At 59.1% G+C, this 16,631-nt stretch carries 15 protein-coding genes and 1 tRNA gene; 9 read left to right on the top strand and 7 right to left on the bottom strand.

The features are described 5' to 3' along the window. Positions 1 to 48 precede the first annotated feature (48 nt). Positions 49 to 1,035 (top strand): adenosine kinase, encoded by a 987-nt coding sequence (locus CPA54_RS06200; protein ID WP_043558069.1) that lies wholly within the window; start codon positions 49 to 51, stop codon positions 1,033 to 1,035. A gap of 81 nt (positions 1,036 to 1,116) precedes the next feature. Here CPA54_RS06200 and hpnK read toward each other — a convergent pair whose 3' ends face one another. The 4 genes from hpnK to CPA54_RS06180 form a co-directional block, all read right to left on the bottom strand. Continuing rightward, entirely contained in the window at positions 1,117 to 1,953 is an 837-nt protein-coding gene (hpnK, locus tag CPA54_RS06195) for a hopanoid biosynthesis-associated protein HpnK (protein WP_043558072.1), read from the bottom strand. A 158-nt stretch (positions 1,954 to 2,111) separates the two neighbouring features. Continuing rightward, positions 2,112 to 3,536 (bottom strand): hopanoid biosynthesis associated radical SAM protein HpnJ, encoded by a 1,425-nt coding sequence (gene hpnJ, locus CPA54_RS06190; RefSeq protein WP_043558074.1) that lies wholly within the window; start codon positions 3,534 to 3,536, stop codon positions 2,112 to 2,114. Between the two features lie 83 nt (positions 3,537 to 3,619). Next, positions 3,620 to 4,795: a bacteriohopanetetrol glucosamine biosynthesis glycosyltransferase HpnI gene (gene hpnI, locus CPA54_RS06185; RefSeq protein WP_249085851.1), complete on the bottom strand. Its 1,176-nt coding sequence runs from the start codon at positions 4,793 to 4,795 to the stop codon at positions 3,620 to 3,622. A 172-nt stretch (positions 4,796 to 4,967) separates the two neighbouring features. Beyond that, positions 4,968 to 5,624, bottom strand: a complete 657-nt coding sequence (locus tag CPA54_RS06180) for an ABC transporter substrate-binding protein (protein ID WP_181005180.1) — start codon at positions 5,622 to 5,624, stop codon at positions 4,968 to 4,970. A gap of 357 nt (positions 5,625 to 5,981) precedes the next feature. Between CPA54_RS06180 and hpnH the strand changes: the two genes are divergently transcribed. From hpnH to CPA54_RS06150, 6 genes are all read left to right on the top strand, one after another. Beyond that, positions 5,982 to 7,181 (top strand): adenosyl-hopene transferase HpnH, encoded by a 1,200-nt coding sequence (gene hpnH, locus CPA54_RS06175; protein ID WP_043558082.1) that lies wholly within the window; start codon positions 5,982 to 5,984, stop codon positions 7,179 to 7,181. 74 nt (positions 7,182 to 7,255) lie between these two features. Continuing rightward, complete coding sequence (locus CPA54_RS06170; RefSeq protein ID WP_043558084.1) at positions 7,256 to 8,548, top strand: hemolysin family protein; 1,293 nt, start codon at positions 7,256 to 7,258, stop codon at positions 8,546 to 8,548. A gap of 286 nt (positions 8,549 to 8,834) precedes the next feature. Continuing rightward, on the top strand, positions 8,835 to 9,248 hold the full coding sequence (dksA, locus tag CPA54_RS06165) for an RNA polymerase-binding protein DksA (RefSeq protein ID WP_043558086.1): 414 nt from the start codon (positions 8,835 to 8,837) through the stop codon (positions 9,246 to 9,248). Between the two features lie 56 nt (positions 9,249 to 9,304). Next, positions 9,305 to 9,379 (top strand) — tRNA-Thr (locus CPA54_RS06160). Positions 9,380 to 9,472: 93 nt separating this feature from the next. After that, on the top strand, positions 9,473 to 9,835 hold the full coding sequence (locus tag CPA54_RS06155) for an arsenate reductase (RefSeq protein WP_043558089.1): 363 nt from the start codon (positions 9,473 to 9,475) through the stop codon (positions 9,833 to 9,835). 172 nt (positions 9,836 to 10,007) lie between these two features. After that, complete coding sequence (locus CPA54_RS06150; RefSeq protein ID WP_143539921.1) at positions 10,008 to 10,988, top strand: hypothetical protein; 981 nt, start codon at positions 10,008 to 10,010, stop codon at positions 10,986 to 10,988. Between the two features lie 21 nt (positions 10,989 to 11,009). Here CPA54_RS06150 and CPA54_RS06145 read toward each other — a convergent pair whose 3' ends face one another. Both CPA54_RS06145 and CPA54_RS06140 read right to left on the bottom strand, forming a co-directional pair. Beyond that, on the bottom strand, positions 11,010 to 12,560 hold the full coding sequence (locus CPA54_RS06145) for a glycosyltransferase family 2 protein (RefSeq protein ID WP_043558094.1): 1,551 nt from the start codon (positions 12,558 to 12,560) through the stop codon (positions 11,010 to 11,012). Next, the gene (locus tag CPA54_RS06140) at positions 12,550 to 13,023 is read right to left on the bottom strand and encodes a hypothetical protein (protein ID WP_249085849.1); all 474 of its coding nucleotides are present in this window, start codon (positions 13,021 to 13,023) and stop codon (positions 12,550 to 12,552) included. The genes CPA54_RS06145 and CPA54_RS06140 overlap by 11 nt, the downstream gene beginning before the upstream one ends. 143 nt (positions 13,024 to 13,166) lie before the next feature. On the opposite strand from CPA54_RS06140, the gene gap reads away from it, so the two are divergent. Beyond that, the gene (gene gap, locus CPA54_RS06135; RefSeq protein ID WP_103765262.1) at positions 13,167 to 14,189 is read left to right on the top strand and encodes a type I glyceraldehyde-3-phosphate dehydrogenase; all 1,023 of its coding nucleotides are present in this window, start codon (positions 13,167 to 13,169) and stop codon (positions 14,187 to 14,189) included. A 2-nt stretch (positions 14,190 to 14,191) separates the two neighbouring features. Further along, a complete protein-coding gene (locus CPA54_RS06130) occupies positions 14,192 to 15,385 on the top strand; it encodes a phosphoglycerate kinase (protein WP_043558103.1) in 1,194 nt (397 codons plus the stop codon). Between the two features lie 152 nt (positions 15,386 to 15,537). Here CPA54_RS06130 and rpoH read toward each other — a convergent pair whose 3' ends face one another. Next, entirely contained in the window at positions 15,538 to 16,461 is a 924-nt protein-coding gene (gene rpoH, locus CPA54_RS06125; RefSeq protein WP_043558106.1) for an RNA polymerase sigma factor RpoH, read from the bottom strand. Positions 16,462 to 16,631 lie beyond the last annotated feature (170 nt).

Raw genomic sequence — 16,631 nt, 5'->3', positions numbered from 1 at the left:
GTTATGGTATCAGGCTGATCGCCTGAAAACGAAAGAAAGTCGCCATTTATGTCTTCCACTGCTCCCAGATATGACCTTCTCTGCATTGGCAATGCCATTGTGGATGTGCTGGCCACCGTCAGCAGCGAGATGCTGGCCGAGTTTGGTGCCACTCCGGGCAGCATGACCCTGATTGATGCCCCCACGATGGCACGGATCGAACAGCGTATTCGTGTCGAGCAGGTGGCCGGTGGGGGCTCGGCTGCCAACAGTGCCGTTGTGGCTGCCCGTATGGGAACGAAAACGGCCTATCTGGGCAAGGTAGCTGCTGACAGGGCTGGTGAAGAGTTCACGGCTGACATGAAGGCGCAGGGCATTGCCTTTCCGTCTGTTCCGCTCGCCGGGGAAGAGGGAATCCCGACGGCCCGTTGCATTGTGCTGATTACGCCGGATGGTCAGCGTACCATGTTCACCTATCTGGGCGCCTGTGTGGAGTTCACCCCGCAGGATGTGATGGCCGATGTCGTGTCTGGCTCGGCCATCACCTATCTGGAGGGGTATCTGTTCGATCGTCCGCAGGCGCAGGAGGCGTTCTATCAGGCTGCCCGTCTGGCCCATGAGGCGGGGCGCAAAGTGGCCCTGACACTCTCAGATGCGTTCTGCATCCAGCGTCATCAGGCGGCGTTCCGTTCTTTTGTGTCGGAATCGGTTGATATCCTGTTTGCCAATGAAGGGGAAATCCTGGCCCTTTACGAGACGGAAGATTTTGATGAGGCCCTGAAGGCTCTCTCTGGGGATGTGGCGCTGGGTGTCGTGACACGGGGTGAGAAAGGGGCTGTCGTGCAGGCTGGTGCTACACGGCATGATGTTCCGACAAAGCCTGTGAAGGTTGTTGATACGACGGGGGCCGGGGATGCTTTCGCTGCTGGCTTTCTGGCTGGATATGGCCGGAAGCGGTCTCTGGTGGAGTGCGCCACGCTGGGGAATGAGGCCGCAGGCCATGTCATTGCCCGTCTTGGAGGCCGCCCTGATGAAGGCTTCGCCCTGAAAGCCTGAGGCTCATGCAGCCGGGATAGAGAAAGGGCCAGCCCTGCGGTTCGAGGGCTGGCCTCTTTTGCAGGTTGTGGATGGGGAGGGTCAGAGAGCACCCCATGTGGTGGTCTGTATGTTGTGGGCAGCGAGCAGCTCTCTTGTCGCAGGGCTCGTGAGTGTGGCGAGTTCCTGTTCGGGCTGATAGCCGGGCATGAGGCTTGCCATCTGGCTGTTCTGGCCTTTTGCCGGATGAAAATAGATTTCACTGATACCAGATGGCAGTTGTGGGATCAGTCTGTGGATGCGTTCTGGTGTCATATGGCCGGACCAGCGCAGGCCAAAGCAGGAATCATTGGTTTTCATGCCAGCGCGGCGAATCTGGTGGCGCAGGACACGGGTCCACTGCTCCAGGGCCTGGTCGCCAAGGCTGGGCGTTTCCCCCAGTGGGCCGGCAGGTTCCATGGGAGTGCGGATGGCTCGCAGTCCGTAGGTTCTGCCCGTCTGGATCATCATCTGCCCGATGGTTGGGTGCAGGTGCATGTGTTTGTGGGCATTGGCATGATCCAGTTGCAGGCCTGTACGGGCGAACTGCTCAAACTGGGCATGGATTTCCTTTTTCAGGGCAGCACGTGTGGTGGGCGAGAAAAAATACTGGAGGCCCAGCTGTAGCTGATTGCTGCCAAACCAGCCCTTCTGGTCCGTAATGATGGGGAGGTGCAGCAGGGAATCCCCTTCAATGACGACCAGATGAAGCCCCAACCGCAGGTTGGGCAGTCTTTTTGCCCGCCGCAGGGCATCCTCAAAGGCAGGGGCGGCCACCATGAGGCTGGCTGTGCTGAGGAGACCGTTGCGGTGGGCTTCCTCGATTGCTTCATTGACTTCCACGCTCATGCCGAAATCATCAGCAGAGAAAATGACGCGGCGGGGGGAGGAAACTGTCATGGTCTGGCTCGTGGGAGGAAGGTGAGAGGGTGGCCCTGTGTGGCAGTGGGCCCGCATGATGCCTCAATCAGGCTCTTATGTGAATGTCAGGGCATGTCATGAAAAAGGCGGCCTCTGGTGAGGCCGCCTTTTCCCTGTTCAGTCGCTTCAGGCCAGTGTCAGGAGGAGTGACGCTGACGGAGGAACTGGAAGAATTCCACACCCTCACGCAGGCGGCGTTTGAGCATCTGTGGGTCCGTAATCATTTCCTTGACGATGGCGAAAATCTTGGAGGGGCGGAAGTAGAACTCCTTGTAGAATGTTTCCACGCTCTTGAAGATTTCCGTATGGGAGAGATGCGGGTAATGCAGCGGGGCGATCTGCACGCCGTTCTCATCAATCAGCTCAGCTTCGTCTTCATTCAGCCAGCCATTTTCAGAGGCCTGCTTGTGCAGGAAGGTCCCCGGATAGGGAGCTGCCAGAGACACCTGCATGGTGTGCGGGTCAATCTCCTTGGCATATTCGATGGTCTCACGAATGGTTTCTTTTGTCTCACCCGGCAGGCCAACGATGAATGTTCCGTGAATCTTGATGCCCAGCTTGTGGCAGTTTTTCGTGAATTCACGGGCCGTTTCGATGCGCATGCCCTTCTTGATGTTGTGCAGGATCTGCTGGTTGCCGCTTTCATACCCGACAAGAAGCAGGCGCAGCCCATTGTCCCGCAGCACCTTCAGCGTGTCGTAAGGCACATTGGCCTTGGCATTGCAGGACCACGTCACGCCCAGCTTGCCAAGCTCCCGGGCGATGGCCTCGGCACGGGGCAGGTCATCGGTGAAGGTGTCATCATCAAAGAAGAATTCCTTCACCTGCGGGAAATATTTCATGGCAAGCCTGATCTCGGCTGCCACATGCTCCGGGCTGCGTGTGCGGTAGCGATGCCCGCCCACTGTCTGCGGCCAGAGGCAGAAGGTGCAGCGGGACTTGCACCCACGGCCCGTGTAAATGGAGATGTACGGGTGTTTCAGGTAACCGATGAAGTAATCTTCAATTCTCAGGTCACGCTTGTACACTTCCGTCACGAAAGGCAGGCTGTCCATGTCTTCAATCATGGCGCGGTCCTTGTTGGTGATGATCTCACCATTCTCATTGCGCCATGTGATGCCATCCACCTCGGCAAGGGGCTTGCCTTCGGCAATTTCCTTGATGGTGAAGTCGAATTCATTGCGGGCCACGAAGTCGATCGGGCTGCCCTGTGCAAGGCTTTCGTCAGGCTGGACAGCCACCTTGGCTCCGACCATGCCGATCTTCAGCTTCGGGTTGGTTTCCTTCAGCATCTTGGCCACACGGACGTCAGACGGGAAGGACGGCGTGGAGGTGTGCATGATCACCAGATCACGATTCTTCACATCCTCAAGGATGGGGCCCATGCCCATCTTGGCCGGGGGAGCGTCGATCAGGCGTGAGCCAGGCACCATTGCTGCAGGCTGGGCCAGCCACGTGGGGTACCAGAAGGAGCGGATTTCCCGCTTTGCCTGGTAGCGTGAGCCAGCACCGCCATCAAAGCCATCAAAAGATGGGGGCTGCAGAAACAGTGTTCTCAACATGAACGGACACTCCTGATAATGTCGGGCCTGTCAACGCCGGTTTCGTTGACGGGAAAAGGGGCACACAAGGTTAATTGAGCTTGTTATAGGGACTTCGGAAGTTTTTTGCCACGGGAGATGTGCAGCGACTGCCCCCGCCAGGTCACCTGCGTGCCACGGGCGCTGCCAACCATGACAGCGGCCGACAGCCAGTCCCGGAAGATGAGATGGGGGAAAAGGCCGGGCATGGCGCAGTTTGTCAGCCGTCCGATGTGGCACGTCATGGCACTGCGGCAGAGCAGCCCCCCGCCCAGCAGTGCCCAGGAAAAAAACCGGGCTGGTGCAAAAAGGACACAGAGACTGCCCCAGAAGAGCGGCAGCTGGAGGGCGGAAAGACCATAACCGACAGGCTCCACACTGCGGACAGTCCGTCCCCAGCGCAGTTCATGCTGGAAGAGGGCCCCCAGGCCCGTTTCGGCAACGGTTGTCTGGCAGATGGTGGGTGCCAGGGCAATTCTGCCGCCATTGTGGCGGATGAGCTGCCCCAGCACGGCGTCATCAGCCACATGCTGGACAAGAGCTTCCAGTCCGCCGATGTCTTCCAGATGCTTGCGCCGCAGGGCCATGGTGGCCCCCAGGCAGTCCTGCCGCCCCATGAGGCGGGACATCATGACACCGGGAAGGAAGTTTGTATTTATGCCACATGCCCCCAGCTTGCGGACGAGCGTATTGCTGGCGGGCAGGCCTGCATAGAGGGTTGTGGCAAGCTGCACGCCGTCTTGCTGGAGTGCCCGTACGATGCTGGCCGTGTAGTCTGCGCTGACATGGATGTCGGAATCAGAAATGATCAGGACATCATGTTTACAGGCAGGAAACATGTTGATGAGATTGCCCACCTTGCGGTTGGGGCCGTGCTCTGTCTGGTCGATGACGACAGATATGTCCCGTTCGGGGTAGCGCTTCTGGAGGCGCCGGACGACGGCCAGTGCCGGGTCGTGTTCATCCTGAAGGCCGAAGACGATCTGATGGGGCGCCGGATAATCCTGCTTGAAGAAACTTTCCAGAGCCTCTTCCAGCAGCGGCTCGTCCCCGTGAAGGGGTTTCATGATGGTTACGGCTGGCAGGGTGCCATCATGGTGCAGGGGGCTCAATGTTTCATCGGGAATATGGGCTGTCCGGCGGAAACGGTGCAGCAGCCCGGTGCCGATGGCCCCCTGGAGATGCCCAGCCAGTGAAAAGATGCCGCTTACGGCAGAGGCGATCGCAAGCAGTGAGGGCATCAGCAGGAGTGTCCGCAGGAATGATGGAACTGGTGTGGAAGAGCTCCGCAGAGGGGCATCATGGTCGTCTGCCTGGCTGGCAGAACAGCTCTGCCAGCCATGTCATGACGTTTCTGATGGCCTGATACGTTGTCAGAGAGAGCTGGAAAGGAAAAAGCCATGCAATCCGGTTTTAGTCTTGTAGAAAATCATCCGCTTTCTTTGTCAGCGTACGAGCCAGGCCATTGGCGCCACTCTGGCTGAAAATGGTCTTGAAGTCGGAACGCTGGGCGGCAACCTGGCTGATATGGCCATCCAGCAGGATGTCCACGATGCGCCAGCCATTCGGGCCTTTGACCATCACATAGTCAATGGGTGTGGCTGATTCGGCGGAGTCATTCCTGTTGCCGATGGTCGTGTGGACGATGGTGCGTCCATCTTCTTCCGTAGTCTGGCTGACAGTGAAAACGGCATTCGTCCCAGGCTTGAACGTGGAGGCATAGCGGGCCACGGTGAACCGTTTGAAAGCATTGATGAGGGCACTGCGTTCATCAGCGGAGAGCTGGTCATAATGCAGGCCGACCGAACGCTTGAGGATGGCATCCATGTCGAAGGCCTGGTCAACCAGCGGGGCGATCATGGCGCTGCGCTTGCCGATGCCAGCCCCGGACTGTTCGGACTGCTCAAGTGCTTTGTAGAGGCCACTGATCGGGGCCTGTGGTGTGGCTGCCCCTGCCGGGGCGGCGGCGGGGGTGCGCCCGGCCGCATGGGCGGAGATAGGGGCGATGGCGGCGGGGACGCCTGCCAGCAAGGCCATCATGCTGATGGAAAACATAAGACAACGTTTCATGTGCATGTTCTTTCCTCCTATGTTCCTGTCCATGCAAGAGGCCATGAGACTCTTGGCACGGGGTCCCTGTAGGATGCCGCGTCACTGTGGTGAATCTGCTACAGTCGGGGCGGCAGTATAGCGCATTATCATTGAATGAACGAGTCTGTCGGCGTTATAGCGGGTGCATGTGGTGCCGGGAGCCTGTGGCAACCAGGGGAGGGAGCCTCTCTTGTGCTTGCAATTCCCGGCTGCTTCTGCGAAGGAACCGGCAGGTTTCGTGGTGGGTCCCGGTCATGGAGGGATGTTCCATGGCTGGGCACGGGTGTCCTGATACCGTGATGCAGCCCCGATGGAGAGAATGATCAGAGGATTATAATGGCCGTACCATTGATGCAGGCTGTCCGAGTTGGACGGTACGTTCTCAAGCAGCACCTGACAGGACGCAAGCGCTATCCGCTGGTGCTGATGCTTGAGCCGCTGTTCCGCTGCAATCTGGCTTGCGCAGGTTGTGGCAAGATTGATTACCCCGCAAAGATCCTCAATCAGCGCATGAGCTATCAGGAGTGCATGGATGCTGATACCGAGGCGGGCGCCCCTGTGATCGCCGTGGCCGGTGGCGAGCCGCTGCTGCACAAGGAGATGCCGCAGATCATTGAAGGTCTGGTGGCCCGCAAGAAGTATGTCTATCTCTGCACCAACGCCCTTCTGCTGGAGAAGAAGATCGACGACTACAAGCCGTCTCCTTTCTTCTCATGGGATGTCCATCTGGACGGTGACCAGCAGATGCACGATTCGTCCGTCTGTCAGGAAGGCGTGTACGAGCGTGCGGTCAAGGCCATCAAGCTTGCCAAGTCCAAGGGCTTCCGTGTTTCCATCAACTGCACCCTTTTTGATGGTGTGAAGCCCGAGCGTGTGGCTGCCTTTTTTGATGAGGTCATGAAACTGGGCGTGGATGGCGTGATGACGGCTCCGGGTTACGCCTATGAGCGTGCGCCGGATCAGGAACACTTCCTGAACCGCCAGAAGACCAAGACGCTGTTCCGTGACATCTTCCGCCTTGGCAAGGGCCACAAATGGCGGTTCACGCAGTCCCCGCTGTTCCTGAACTTCCTGGCCGGGAACGAGACCTATCACTGCACGCCGTGGGGCAAGCCGCTGCGTACCGTGTTTGGCTGGCAGCGCCCCTGCTACCTGCTGGGTGAAGGCTATGCCAAGACCTTCAAGGAGCTGATGGACGACACGGCCTGGGACCAGTACGGCACAGGTGCTTATGAAAAATGCGCCGACTGCATGGTCCATTCCGGGTACGAGTCCACGGCCGTGATGGACGCGGTCCGCCGCCCGCTGCATTTCATCAAGGTGGCTCTTCAGGGGCCGGAGACGGAAAAGCCGATGGCTCCGGAAATCTCTCTGGCCAACCAGCGTCCGGCCTCTTATGGCTACGATGATGAAGTGGCCCGCCAGCTCGAGCGTATCGAAGGCGAAGAAGCCAAAAGCGGCAAGAAGCCGGCCCGTGGGCCGCGTGTCCGCATCAATGGCCGTATGGAAGGCCCGGCTGCTCCGGCTGCCAAGTAAGGCCGCCCTGTCTTCCTGCCCTGACTGTCCCGTCTGTCCTTGTGGCATGGGGCAGATCAGGGCAGGATGGCCTCATGATGATTCCTGTCCTGACAATTGTTCTTCTGATTTTCCTTAATGGCGTTTTCGCCACGGGGGAGCTTGCGCTTATTTCGGCCAAGCGGGCCCGGCTCTCCAATCTGGCACAGAAAAAGGTTGCCGGTGCGGAGCGGGCGTTGAAGCTGGCTGAAAACCCTCAGAATTTCCTGCCGACAGTGCAGATCGGCATGACCCTTGTCTCCATTCTGGAAGGTGCCTTCGGGGGCAGCCAGCTGGAGGAGGGAGTTCAGCATTTTTTTGAACATCTGGCCATTCCACAGCCTTTTGCGGGGGAGCTGGCCATCATCAGTGTCGTGGCGGCGATCACTTTTGCCATGCTCGTCTTTGGTGAGCTTGTGCCGAAGCAGATAGCCCTGCGGCGCCCGGAAACCATTGCCATCCATCTTTCATCCACCCTGGTGGTGCTGGCCTGGTGTACGAGGCCGGTCGTCTGGCTGCTGAGCAAAACGACGGACATGGTCCTGCGGCTGATCGGCCTCGGCTCCATGCCCCGTGTGACGGTGACGGAGGAAGAGCTGAAGGCTGTCCTCCAGGAGGGGATGCAGGCCGGAATACTGGAAACGGAGGAGCGGGCCATCATCGAGCGTCTGCTCCGTCTGGCGGATCGCCCCGTCCGGGCCATCATGACTCCCCGCAACGAGCTGTTCTGGGTCGATCGCAATGCTGATGAGGAAACACTGGCCAGGAAACTGCGCCAGTCATCTTACGGGCGCATTGTGGTCTGTGATGGTGATGTGGACCATCCTGTCGGTGTCATGCTGGCCAAGGATGTGATGGACAGGCTTCTGCTGGGTCTGCCCCTGTCCGTGGACGCTGTATTGCGGACCCCGCCTGCCATTCCGGACAGTCTGACCGCACAGGGGATGATCGAGCGCCTCAAGGGGATTTCCCTCGGGATCGTGTTTGTCTTTGATGAGTATGGCTCTTTCGAAGGGATCGTGACCCCCTCTGATGTGTTCGAGGCCATTATTGGTGATGAGGCGCTGGACGTGGCCGCACAGAAAAATTCTGAATCCGGTGGCAAGGAGGAATATATCCTTGATGGCACCATGCCGATTGATGATGTCTGTGTCCGTCTGGATATCGCCGTACCACCGGATGATGGCCGTTATCATACTCTGGGAGGGGCTCTCATGGCCCTGTTGCGTCGGGTGCCTGCCAAGGGGGACAAGGTGGTTTTCTCTGGCTGGCTTTTTGAGGTGCTGGAAATGGAGCGGCGGCGTGTTCTGCGGGTCCGGGCCAGCCGTTGGGCCTTGGCGAAGAACTGAAAAATCCCCCTTAATATGCTGGGGAAAATCAGTTAATATGGATTAAATTACAAGTATAATTTTTGTAAATTCACAATGAATATCTCTTGTGAATTATATTTCATAAAATAGGGGAAGGAGGAATCTGCCAATATTCTGGGGGTGACAGGGAGTATCCATTTAAAAAAAAGCGGTTCTCTGTCTTGGCGTTATCTGGTGGGGTCGATATAACCCGGGCATCCGACTTCTCTGCCCGTCTCGCTTTGGAGCGGTGAGGTGAGGGAAGCTCTGCGAGAGGGAGTTCTGCATGATCACGCTTTCACCTGACTATCGCCCTTCCGATGATGAAGAGTTCATGAATGAACGGCAGCTTGCCTATTTCCGGCAGAAGCTGCTGCATTGGCGGATGGACCTTCTCAAGGAGGCGGGGGAAACTCTGGCCAGCCTTTCCGAGGGTGGGATACGTGAGGCTGATCTGACAGACCGTGCCACCGTGGAGACGGACCGGGCTTTCGAGCTGCGGACCCGGGACCGTGCCCGCAAACTCATCATCAAGATCGACATGGCTCTGGCCCGGATTGAGGATGGTTCTTACGGTTACTGTGAGGAAACGGGTGAGCCGATAGGGCTCCAGCGTCTGGAGGCCCGTCCGATTGCCACCCTGTCGCTGGAGGCGCAGGAACGGCACGAGCGGCACGAAAAGATTTATCGGGACGACTGATTAGGGGTTGCATGGCGGGGGCGAACAGGTTAGTTAACCCGCCATGGGACAGCAGTGCTGCTGTAGCTCAGTGGTAGAGCACTCCCTTGGTAAGGGAGAGGTCGCGAGTTCAATCCTCGCCAGCAGCACCATTCTTCAGTTTTTGATGAAGCCTCTTATCTGTCTCCTGTTTTTTCCTGATAATATGATGTCTTCTGTTTCCTTGCTGGAGAGGCACGGTCATTATGGTTGATACGGTTGTCCTGTACGGGATCAAGACCTGTTCTACGGTGAAGAAGGCCATGAAGTGGCTCGAGGACCGGGGGATTCCCGTCCGCTATCATGATGTTCGCAAGGACGGGCTGACAGCTGCCCTGCTGGAAGGTTGGGTTGAAGCTGTAGGGTGGGAGAAGCTGCTCAATCGGTCCAGCCTGACATTTCGCCGTCTTGATGAGGCACAGAAGCAGGACCTGACACAAGCCCGTGCCGTGGCGCTGATGCTGGAGCATCCAACCCTGGTGCGTCGCCCCGTGCTTGAGAGCGGAAAGACCGTTACGGTGGGATTCCGGCCCGAGCTTTATGAAGGGCTGTTCGCTCCGACAGCCTGACCATGGTTTTTCAGGCATGCAGGGAAGGCTCTTCGCCGTTCCGTTCATGAGATGATAGAGAAGGCTCCAGTTTCGGGGCCTTTATTTTTGAGAAGGAGGTGCAGTTATGGAGGTGTTTTCACGGCGGTCCTCTGTGGCTCCTTCGGTGAGGCCGGAAAAGGGTTTTCCTGTCATGGCGCCCGAGCAGGTACAGCTCCTGTTCCGACGCCGCCTTTCGGAGATATGCGCCCGTTTTGAAGACTGGCAGATGCCCGTTACTGTCAGAGGGGTGATTGGGGAGGTGCGGCCGGACCATTGGCGCCGTCGGGAAAGTACGCCCCTGCTGGATGAAAAGACGGGCACGGCCATTCTGCTGGACATCTCCCCTTCCCTGCTGGAGGGAGACGGGCTTCATGCGGGAGAACGTGTGCGTGTCTGCGGCCTGTTGAGGGCGCATCTGCATCAGGGACAGGTCATGCCCCGTTTTGAGGTTCTGGCCGTCGGGCGGGATGCAGAAGAGAAGGCCGACAGGCAGCGGGAAGAGCTGTTGCAGTTTCTGCGAGGGACGCCGCCCCAGCGGCGCAGCTTTCCAACCCGTGAAGGGGCGCGGATGCTGCTGCTGGGTATTGGTGTCGGGGTGGACCGGCTGAAGAGCATGGAGCAGGCCCTTGGTGGTTTCTGGACAGAACGGAACGTGACATTCCGTGCCGTGCAGGGTGATGGGGCAGCAGGCCAGTCTCTGCATGGGGTGGAAGAGGATATCGTTTTTCTGGTCATTGCCGGTGCACAGGCGGTGGAGACGGAGTCCGCCATGTTCATGAAGGCGCTGCTGCACTGTCCGGCCTATCGTGTTCTGGTCTATGACGCCGCAGCAGATGATGGGCTGCCTTCTGCCATTCTGCCGCATATGGTCGACTGTTTTTTCCGGACGACTGTGGAGGCGGCGACCTTCATAAGGCAGCAGAGCAGCGTGGTGCGGCAGCATCAGGATGAAGAGCGGGCACATCAGGAAGAGCTGGCAGCCTTGCGGGCCAGTCTTGCTGCCCTGGCAGAGCGTCCCGGGGAGACCAGTTCCCCATCACCACTTTTTCTGTTTCTGGCAGGGCTGTGTCTCGGCGGGGGGCTGGTTGCAGCCAGCCTGTGGGGCCTGCACCATCTTTTTCAGGGGGGCTGAGCCCCCCTTTCCTGTGGGGCCTCAGGGCAGGAATTCAGGCCGGGGCCGTAATGGAAGAAATTCCCCCAGCATGGGAGCCAGATTGTGCAAATGTTGAGCAGAATCCGGAGATAGCAGAAGCAGTGCCCGTGCCAGGTCATGTGGTGGAAGGCCGGGGTGCCCGGCAAGCCATGTGAGCAGCCCGTGCACGCTCAGGCCCTCCGGCTCATCAACGGGGGGTAGCGGTGTGAAGAGGCAGGCAGGCGCTGTGCTGGTCGGTACCAGCTCCAGCGGCATGTTGGCATGGCCTGTTTCGTGTGGCAGATGGATGGCCTGCCTCTGTGTGTTGAAGGTGATGCGCAGGCTGGCCATGCCAAACGGGCAGGGTGCATCTCCAAGTGTGAAGGATGACCTGTCCTGCTCATGGAGAGTGAGAAGATGCGGAGTGCTCTTCAGCCAGAACCCGATGAGTGGTTCGTGGTGGTTCGACTGGTCCCCCGTCAGGAGTCTGCCCTCAGGGAAGCGGAGAAGGACGGTCTGTCCGGCTTCATAGCGGGCTGAAAACTGGTTGTTCAGCAGCAGGCCACTCTGGGTGGAGGGGCGTATCCGCTCGTACTGGAAGGTTCCGTGCTGCACAAGGTCCCGGATGCCCAGTGCTGTGGCATCTTCCTGATAGTGCAGACGTGCTTCTTCAAGCTGCGGCTCCACGAGCTTCTGCAAACGGGAGAGCCCCGCCTTCAGTGCGCTTTCCCGCATCCGGTTGGAGAGCACGCGCATGGCCCGGAGGTCACGTTCCTGTGGAGGGGTGACCTGCTCGTTGCGGTTGTAGTGGGCCCGCATGGGTGGAGGCAGTTCGTCTTCACCATGGGCCAGTGCGCAGATGTAATGCTGGATGCAGCCACCGGCCCAGGGTTTTTCTGGAAGGGTTTCCCTGTCGGGCTGGTAGGGCTCTCCATCCGCCCGGATGATCTGCTCTGGCAGCAGGCCCAGCATATGCGCATCGGTCAGTCTGGCTGGGGTGGGCAGCTGGTCCAGCCGGGCCATGAGCCGGACGAACCGGTGATCGGCAAAAGAGGGCATGGCGTGCCAGAGATGGTTGGCCACCACATGCCCCGGAGGAGGCTGAACATGCCCGGCGCTGCCATAAATCCGCCAATGTATGGCCATGGCAGCGATTTCATCCGTGGATGGGGGGAACAGGCGTGCCAGTTCGCGGGTAGGAGACAGATATTCATCCGCATCCAGAATGATGATCCAGTCCTCCACGGGAATGGTGTCGCCCTCCGCTTCCTCCTGGACGTCCCGAGGCATGTTCTGGGTGATCTGCCGGAGGTGGGTGATGGCCTGCCGGGTCAGCTCAAGGCGCCGTCCTTCCGGGCTCAGCTCTTCCCGGAGCTCCACCGGGTGCCATGAGAGGGGCCAGTCCTGCTGGAGACTCTGGACAATCTGCCGCACATTATCAAAAGCGCCAGCATCAATGATGGCGATATGCTCAATCCCGAGGGCCAGGTGCCATGCCAGCCACCCCGGCAGGGTATGGTCTGCCTGCTTGAGAAGGACGGCACATGTGAGACGGGGGTGCCTATCGGACATAAATACGGACCATGTTGTTCTGGACGGTCGGGCTGGAGCCGACTTTCATCTCCAGCTGGATGGGGCGGGCACCGGCTGCCAGAACATGGCTGGCGACCGGGTTGACGAGCGTCTCTGTCAGCTGCTGGAGGGACTGCCTCTCGGCCTCAGGCGTCTGCTGCATGGGAGCCATGCCCTGGATGATGAACAGGATGTTGCTCTTGCGGCCCAGTGCAAGTTTGGTGGCTTTCTCCACCGCTGGCCCGTAATCCCGTTCTGGCGTGCCGCCAGCAATCTGGAGAAAGGCCGGTTTTTCCGGGGCGGGAGCAGGCAGGGCCGGGGTGGCCGTTTTGGGAGGCCTGCCAGCCTGCGCATCGAACGTGCGTTGATCGATGGGATTGCAGCCGCAGAGGGACGCCGTCAGCAGAAGCAGGGCAGTGGAGCGGAATCGCAGAAGAGAGCGGGGGACAGAGAGAGCCATCATAAAGCAACAGGTTACAGGAAGCCGGGCATGACGCAAGAGGGAAGCAGGGCTGCTTCAAAAACTTCATTTTCCCTCTGTTGCTCTCTGGCAGTGGTGCTATGGATAAGGAGTCCTTTAGCTACCAATTACGGAGGAAGCGACCAATGGCCGTTAAAATTGCAATCAACGGGTTCGGACGTATCGGGCGTCTGGTTCTTCGTGGCATCATCGAAAGCGGGCGCACTGACGTCGAGCCGGTTCTGATCAACGATCTCGGTTCCGTGGAGGCCAACGCTCACCTTCTGAAGTACGATACCGTTCATGGTCGTCTGCCGGCTGAGGTCGAGGTCGTCAATGGTGATCTGCTCATCAAGACCCACCAGGGCCGCACCATCGGTCCGATCAAGGTGACAGCCCAGCGCAACCCGGAAGAGATTCCGCTCCAGGGTGTTGATGTGGCCATGGAATGCACAGGCCTCTTCACGGCCCGTGACAAGGCTTCTGCCCTGCTGAAGGCCGGTGCCAAGCATGTGCTGGTTTCTGCTCCGGGCAAGGATGCTGACGCCACGATCGTGTACGGCGTGAACAACGACGCCCTGAAGCCGGGCATGCAGATCGTCTCCAACGCTTCCTGCACGACGAACTGTCTCTCCCCGGTTGCTTCCGTGCTGGATGAAAAGTTCGGCATCGAGCGTGGTTACATGGTGACCGTCCACTCCTACACAGGTGACCAGCGCACCATCGACACGCTGCACAAGGATCCCCGTCGTGCCCGTGCCGCTGCTGTCAACATCATTCCGACATCCACGGGTGCTGCCCGTGCCGTTGGTCTGGTTCTGCCGCAGCTCAAGGGCAAGCTGGACGGCACGGCCATCCGCGTGCCGACGCCGAACGTCTCCCTCGTCTCCCTGGACTTCGTGCCGAAGCGCAAGCCGTCCTCCGTCGAGGAGGTCAACGAGGCCATCCGTGAGGCTTCCGAAGGCCGCCTGAAGGGCATCCTCGGCTACAACACGGAGCCGCTGGTGAGCCACGACTTCAACCACGTTCCGTTCTCCTCCACCTTTGATGCCACGCAGACAGCGCTGGTTGATGGTGGTGAGCTGGTCCGTATCTGTGCCTGGTACGACAATGAGTGGGGCTTCTCCAACCGTATGTCCGACACGGCATCTCTGTTCGGGAAACTCTGATCATGGCTTTTCGCACGCTTGATAAGGCGGAGGTACGTGGCAAACGCGTACTTCTCCGCGCTGACCTGAATGTCCCCATGCATGAGGGTGCCATTACCGATACGACCCGTATCGAGCGTGTGCTGCCGACCATCCGTGAGCTGACTGAGAAGGGGGCCAAGGTCATCCTTCTCAGCCACTTCGACCGGCCCAAGGGCAAGGTCGTTCCCGAGATGTCGCTGGCACCGGTTGGCAAACGTCTGGGTGAGCTGCTTGGCCGCCCGGTCGCCTTCGCTGCGGACTGCGTGGGCCCCAAGGCCAAAGAGGCTGTGGATGCGCTGAAGGATGGCGGGGTTCTCCTGCTGGAGAATACACGTTTCCACGCTGAGGAAGAGAAGAACGATCCCGAATTCTCCAAGGCACTGGCTGCCAACGGGGACATCTATGTGGATGATGCTTTCTCTGCTGCCCACCGTGCCCATGCTTCCACAGAGGGCGTGGCCCATCTGCTGCCGGCCTATGCTGGTCGCCTGATGGAAGCTGAGCTGAAGGCTCTTTCCGCTGCGCTGGAAAGCCCGAAGCGCCCTGTCGGCGCCGTGATTGGCGGGTCCAAGATTTCCACGAAGCTGGACCTGATTGGCAACGTGCTGGACAAGGTGGATGTTCTGTTCATTGGTGGGGCCATGGCCAACACCTTCCTCGCTGCTGAAGGCGTGAAGGTTGGCAAGTCCCTCCAGGAATCCGACATGCATGAGACGGCTCGCAAGATTGCCGCCCGCGCCAAGGAAAAAGGCTGCAAGCTGGTCCTGCCGGTGGATGCCGTCGTGGCCCGTGAGTTCAAGGCAGGTGCCGCCTCCGAGGTTGTGCCGGTGGACAAGGTGCCGGAAGACACCATGATCCTTGATGCTGGCCCGAAGACAGCTGAGCTGATCTCCAAACATCTTGCTGACCTGAAGACTCTTGTCTGGAACGGTCCGCTGGGTGCTTTCGAGATCGAGCCTTTCGACAAGGCAACCGTGGAAGTGGCCCGTGCCGCTGCCAAGCTGACCGAAGAAGGCAAGCTGCTGACAGTGGCTGGCGGTGGTGACACCGTTTCTGCCCTGCGTCACGCTGGCGTGGCTGACCGTATGAGCTATGTCTCCACGGCTGGCGGTGCCTTCCTCGAATGGCTGGAGGGTAAGACCCTTCCGGGTGTTGAGGTGCTGCGCGCCAAGTAAGATCGGTTTCGCTGGTTTTACGGAAGAGGCGGTGTCCTTCGGGACGCCGCCTTTTTTGTGTCTACTGTTTCTTCCTGTTGCATGAAAAAACGCAGCCAGGGTATGGCCCCGCTGCGTTCTGTTCAGTGCAGTTCTGAAGGAGGAGGTGGGGATCAGGCTTTGACTTTTTCGGCCACCTCTTCTTCGGAGAAGCCCTGTTCCCTGCGGCGTTCCTTGACGGCGGAGGCCATGGCTTTCTGCAATTTTTCCATGGCACGGGCTTCAATCTGACGGATGCGCTCACGGGAGACACCGTAATGATGGGAGAGTTCTTCCAGCGTGGAGGGGTCTTCCTTCAGGCGGCGTTCTGTCAGAATGTGGCGCTCACGGTCATTGAGCGTCTGCATGGCTTCGGCAAGCAGAGCCTTGCGCCCGCTCATGTCCTCGCTTTCGGCCAGTGTATCTTCCTGATTCTCGTTCTGGTCCACAAGCCAGTCCTGCCATTCCTGCTCGCCATCTGCACGGAGCGGGGCGTTCAGGCTGTGGTCAGGTGCCGTAAGGCGGCGGTTCATGGAGATGACATCCTGCTCCGGCACGCCCAGTGTTTTGGCAATATGATCAATCTGCTCTGGCTGCAGGTCGCCTTCCTCATAAGCCTGCATCTGCCCTTTCAGGCGACGGAGGTTGAAGAAGAGCTTCTTCTGGGCAGCGGTCGTGCCCATTTTCACCAGAGACCAGCTGTGCAGGATGTACTCCTGAATGGCTGCCCTGATCCACCACATGGCATAGGTCGCCAGCCGGAAGCCTCGCTCCGGGTCAAAACGGCGGACAGCCTGCATCATGCCGATATTGCCCTCGCTGATCAGTTCGCTGACAGGCAGGCCATAGCCCCGGTAACTCATGGCAATCTTGGCAACAAGGCGCAGGTGGGATGTTACCAGTTCATGAGCCGCCGTGCTGTCGTGTTTGTCACGCCAGCGGCGGGCAAGAGCGAGTTCCTGCTCGGAGGTGAGAAGGGGGAACCGCCGGATTTCCTGAAGATAACGGGAAAGGTTGGTCTCCGGGCCGATGGCGGGAAGAGTTGAGGGAGACTTCATGCGACTTCGACTCCTTGCACCCGACTGGGGAAGAGGCGGGCAGATCATACCAGCCTATCCCTTACAGGAACGATGAGACCAGCGCCTGCATCTTAACGCCGGTCAGGCCGTATCTCCATCGCAAATAAGGCAATAGAGACATGTCCATTCTTTATAGGACTTTTTTCGTC

The sequence above is a fragment of the Parasaccharibacter sp. TMW2.1890 genome (assembly GCF_023337645.1).
GTDB lineage: Bacteria > Pseudomonadota > Alphaproteobacteria > Acetobacterales > Acetobacteraceae > Bombella > Bombella apis.
This window is presented reverse-complemented; position numbering and strand designations above follow the sequence as displayed.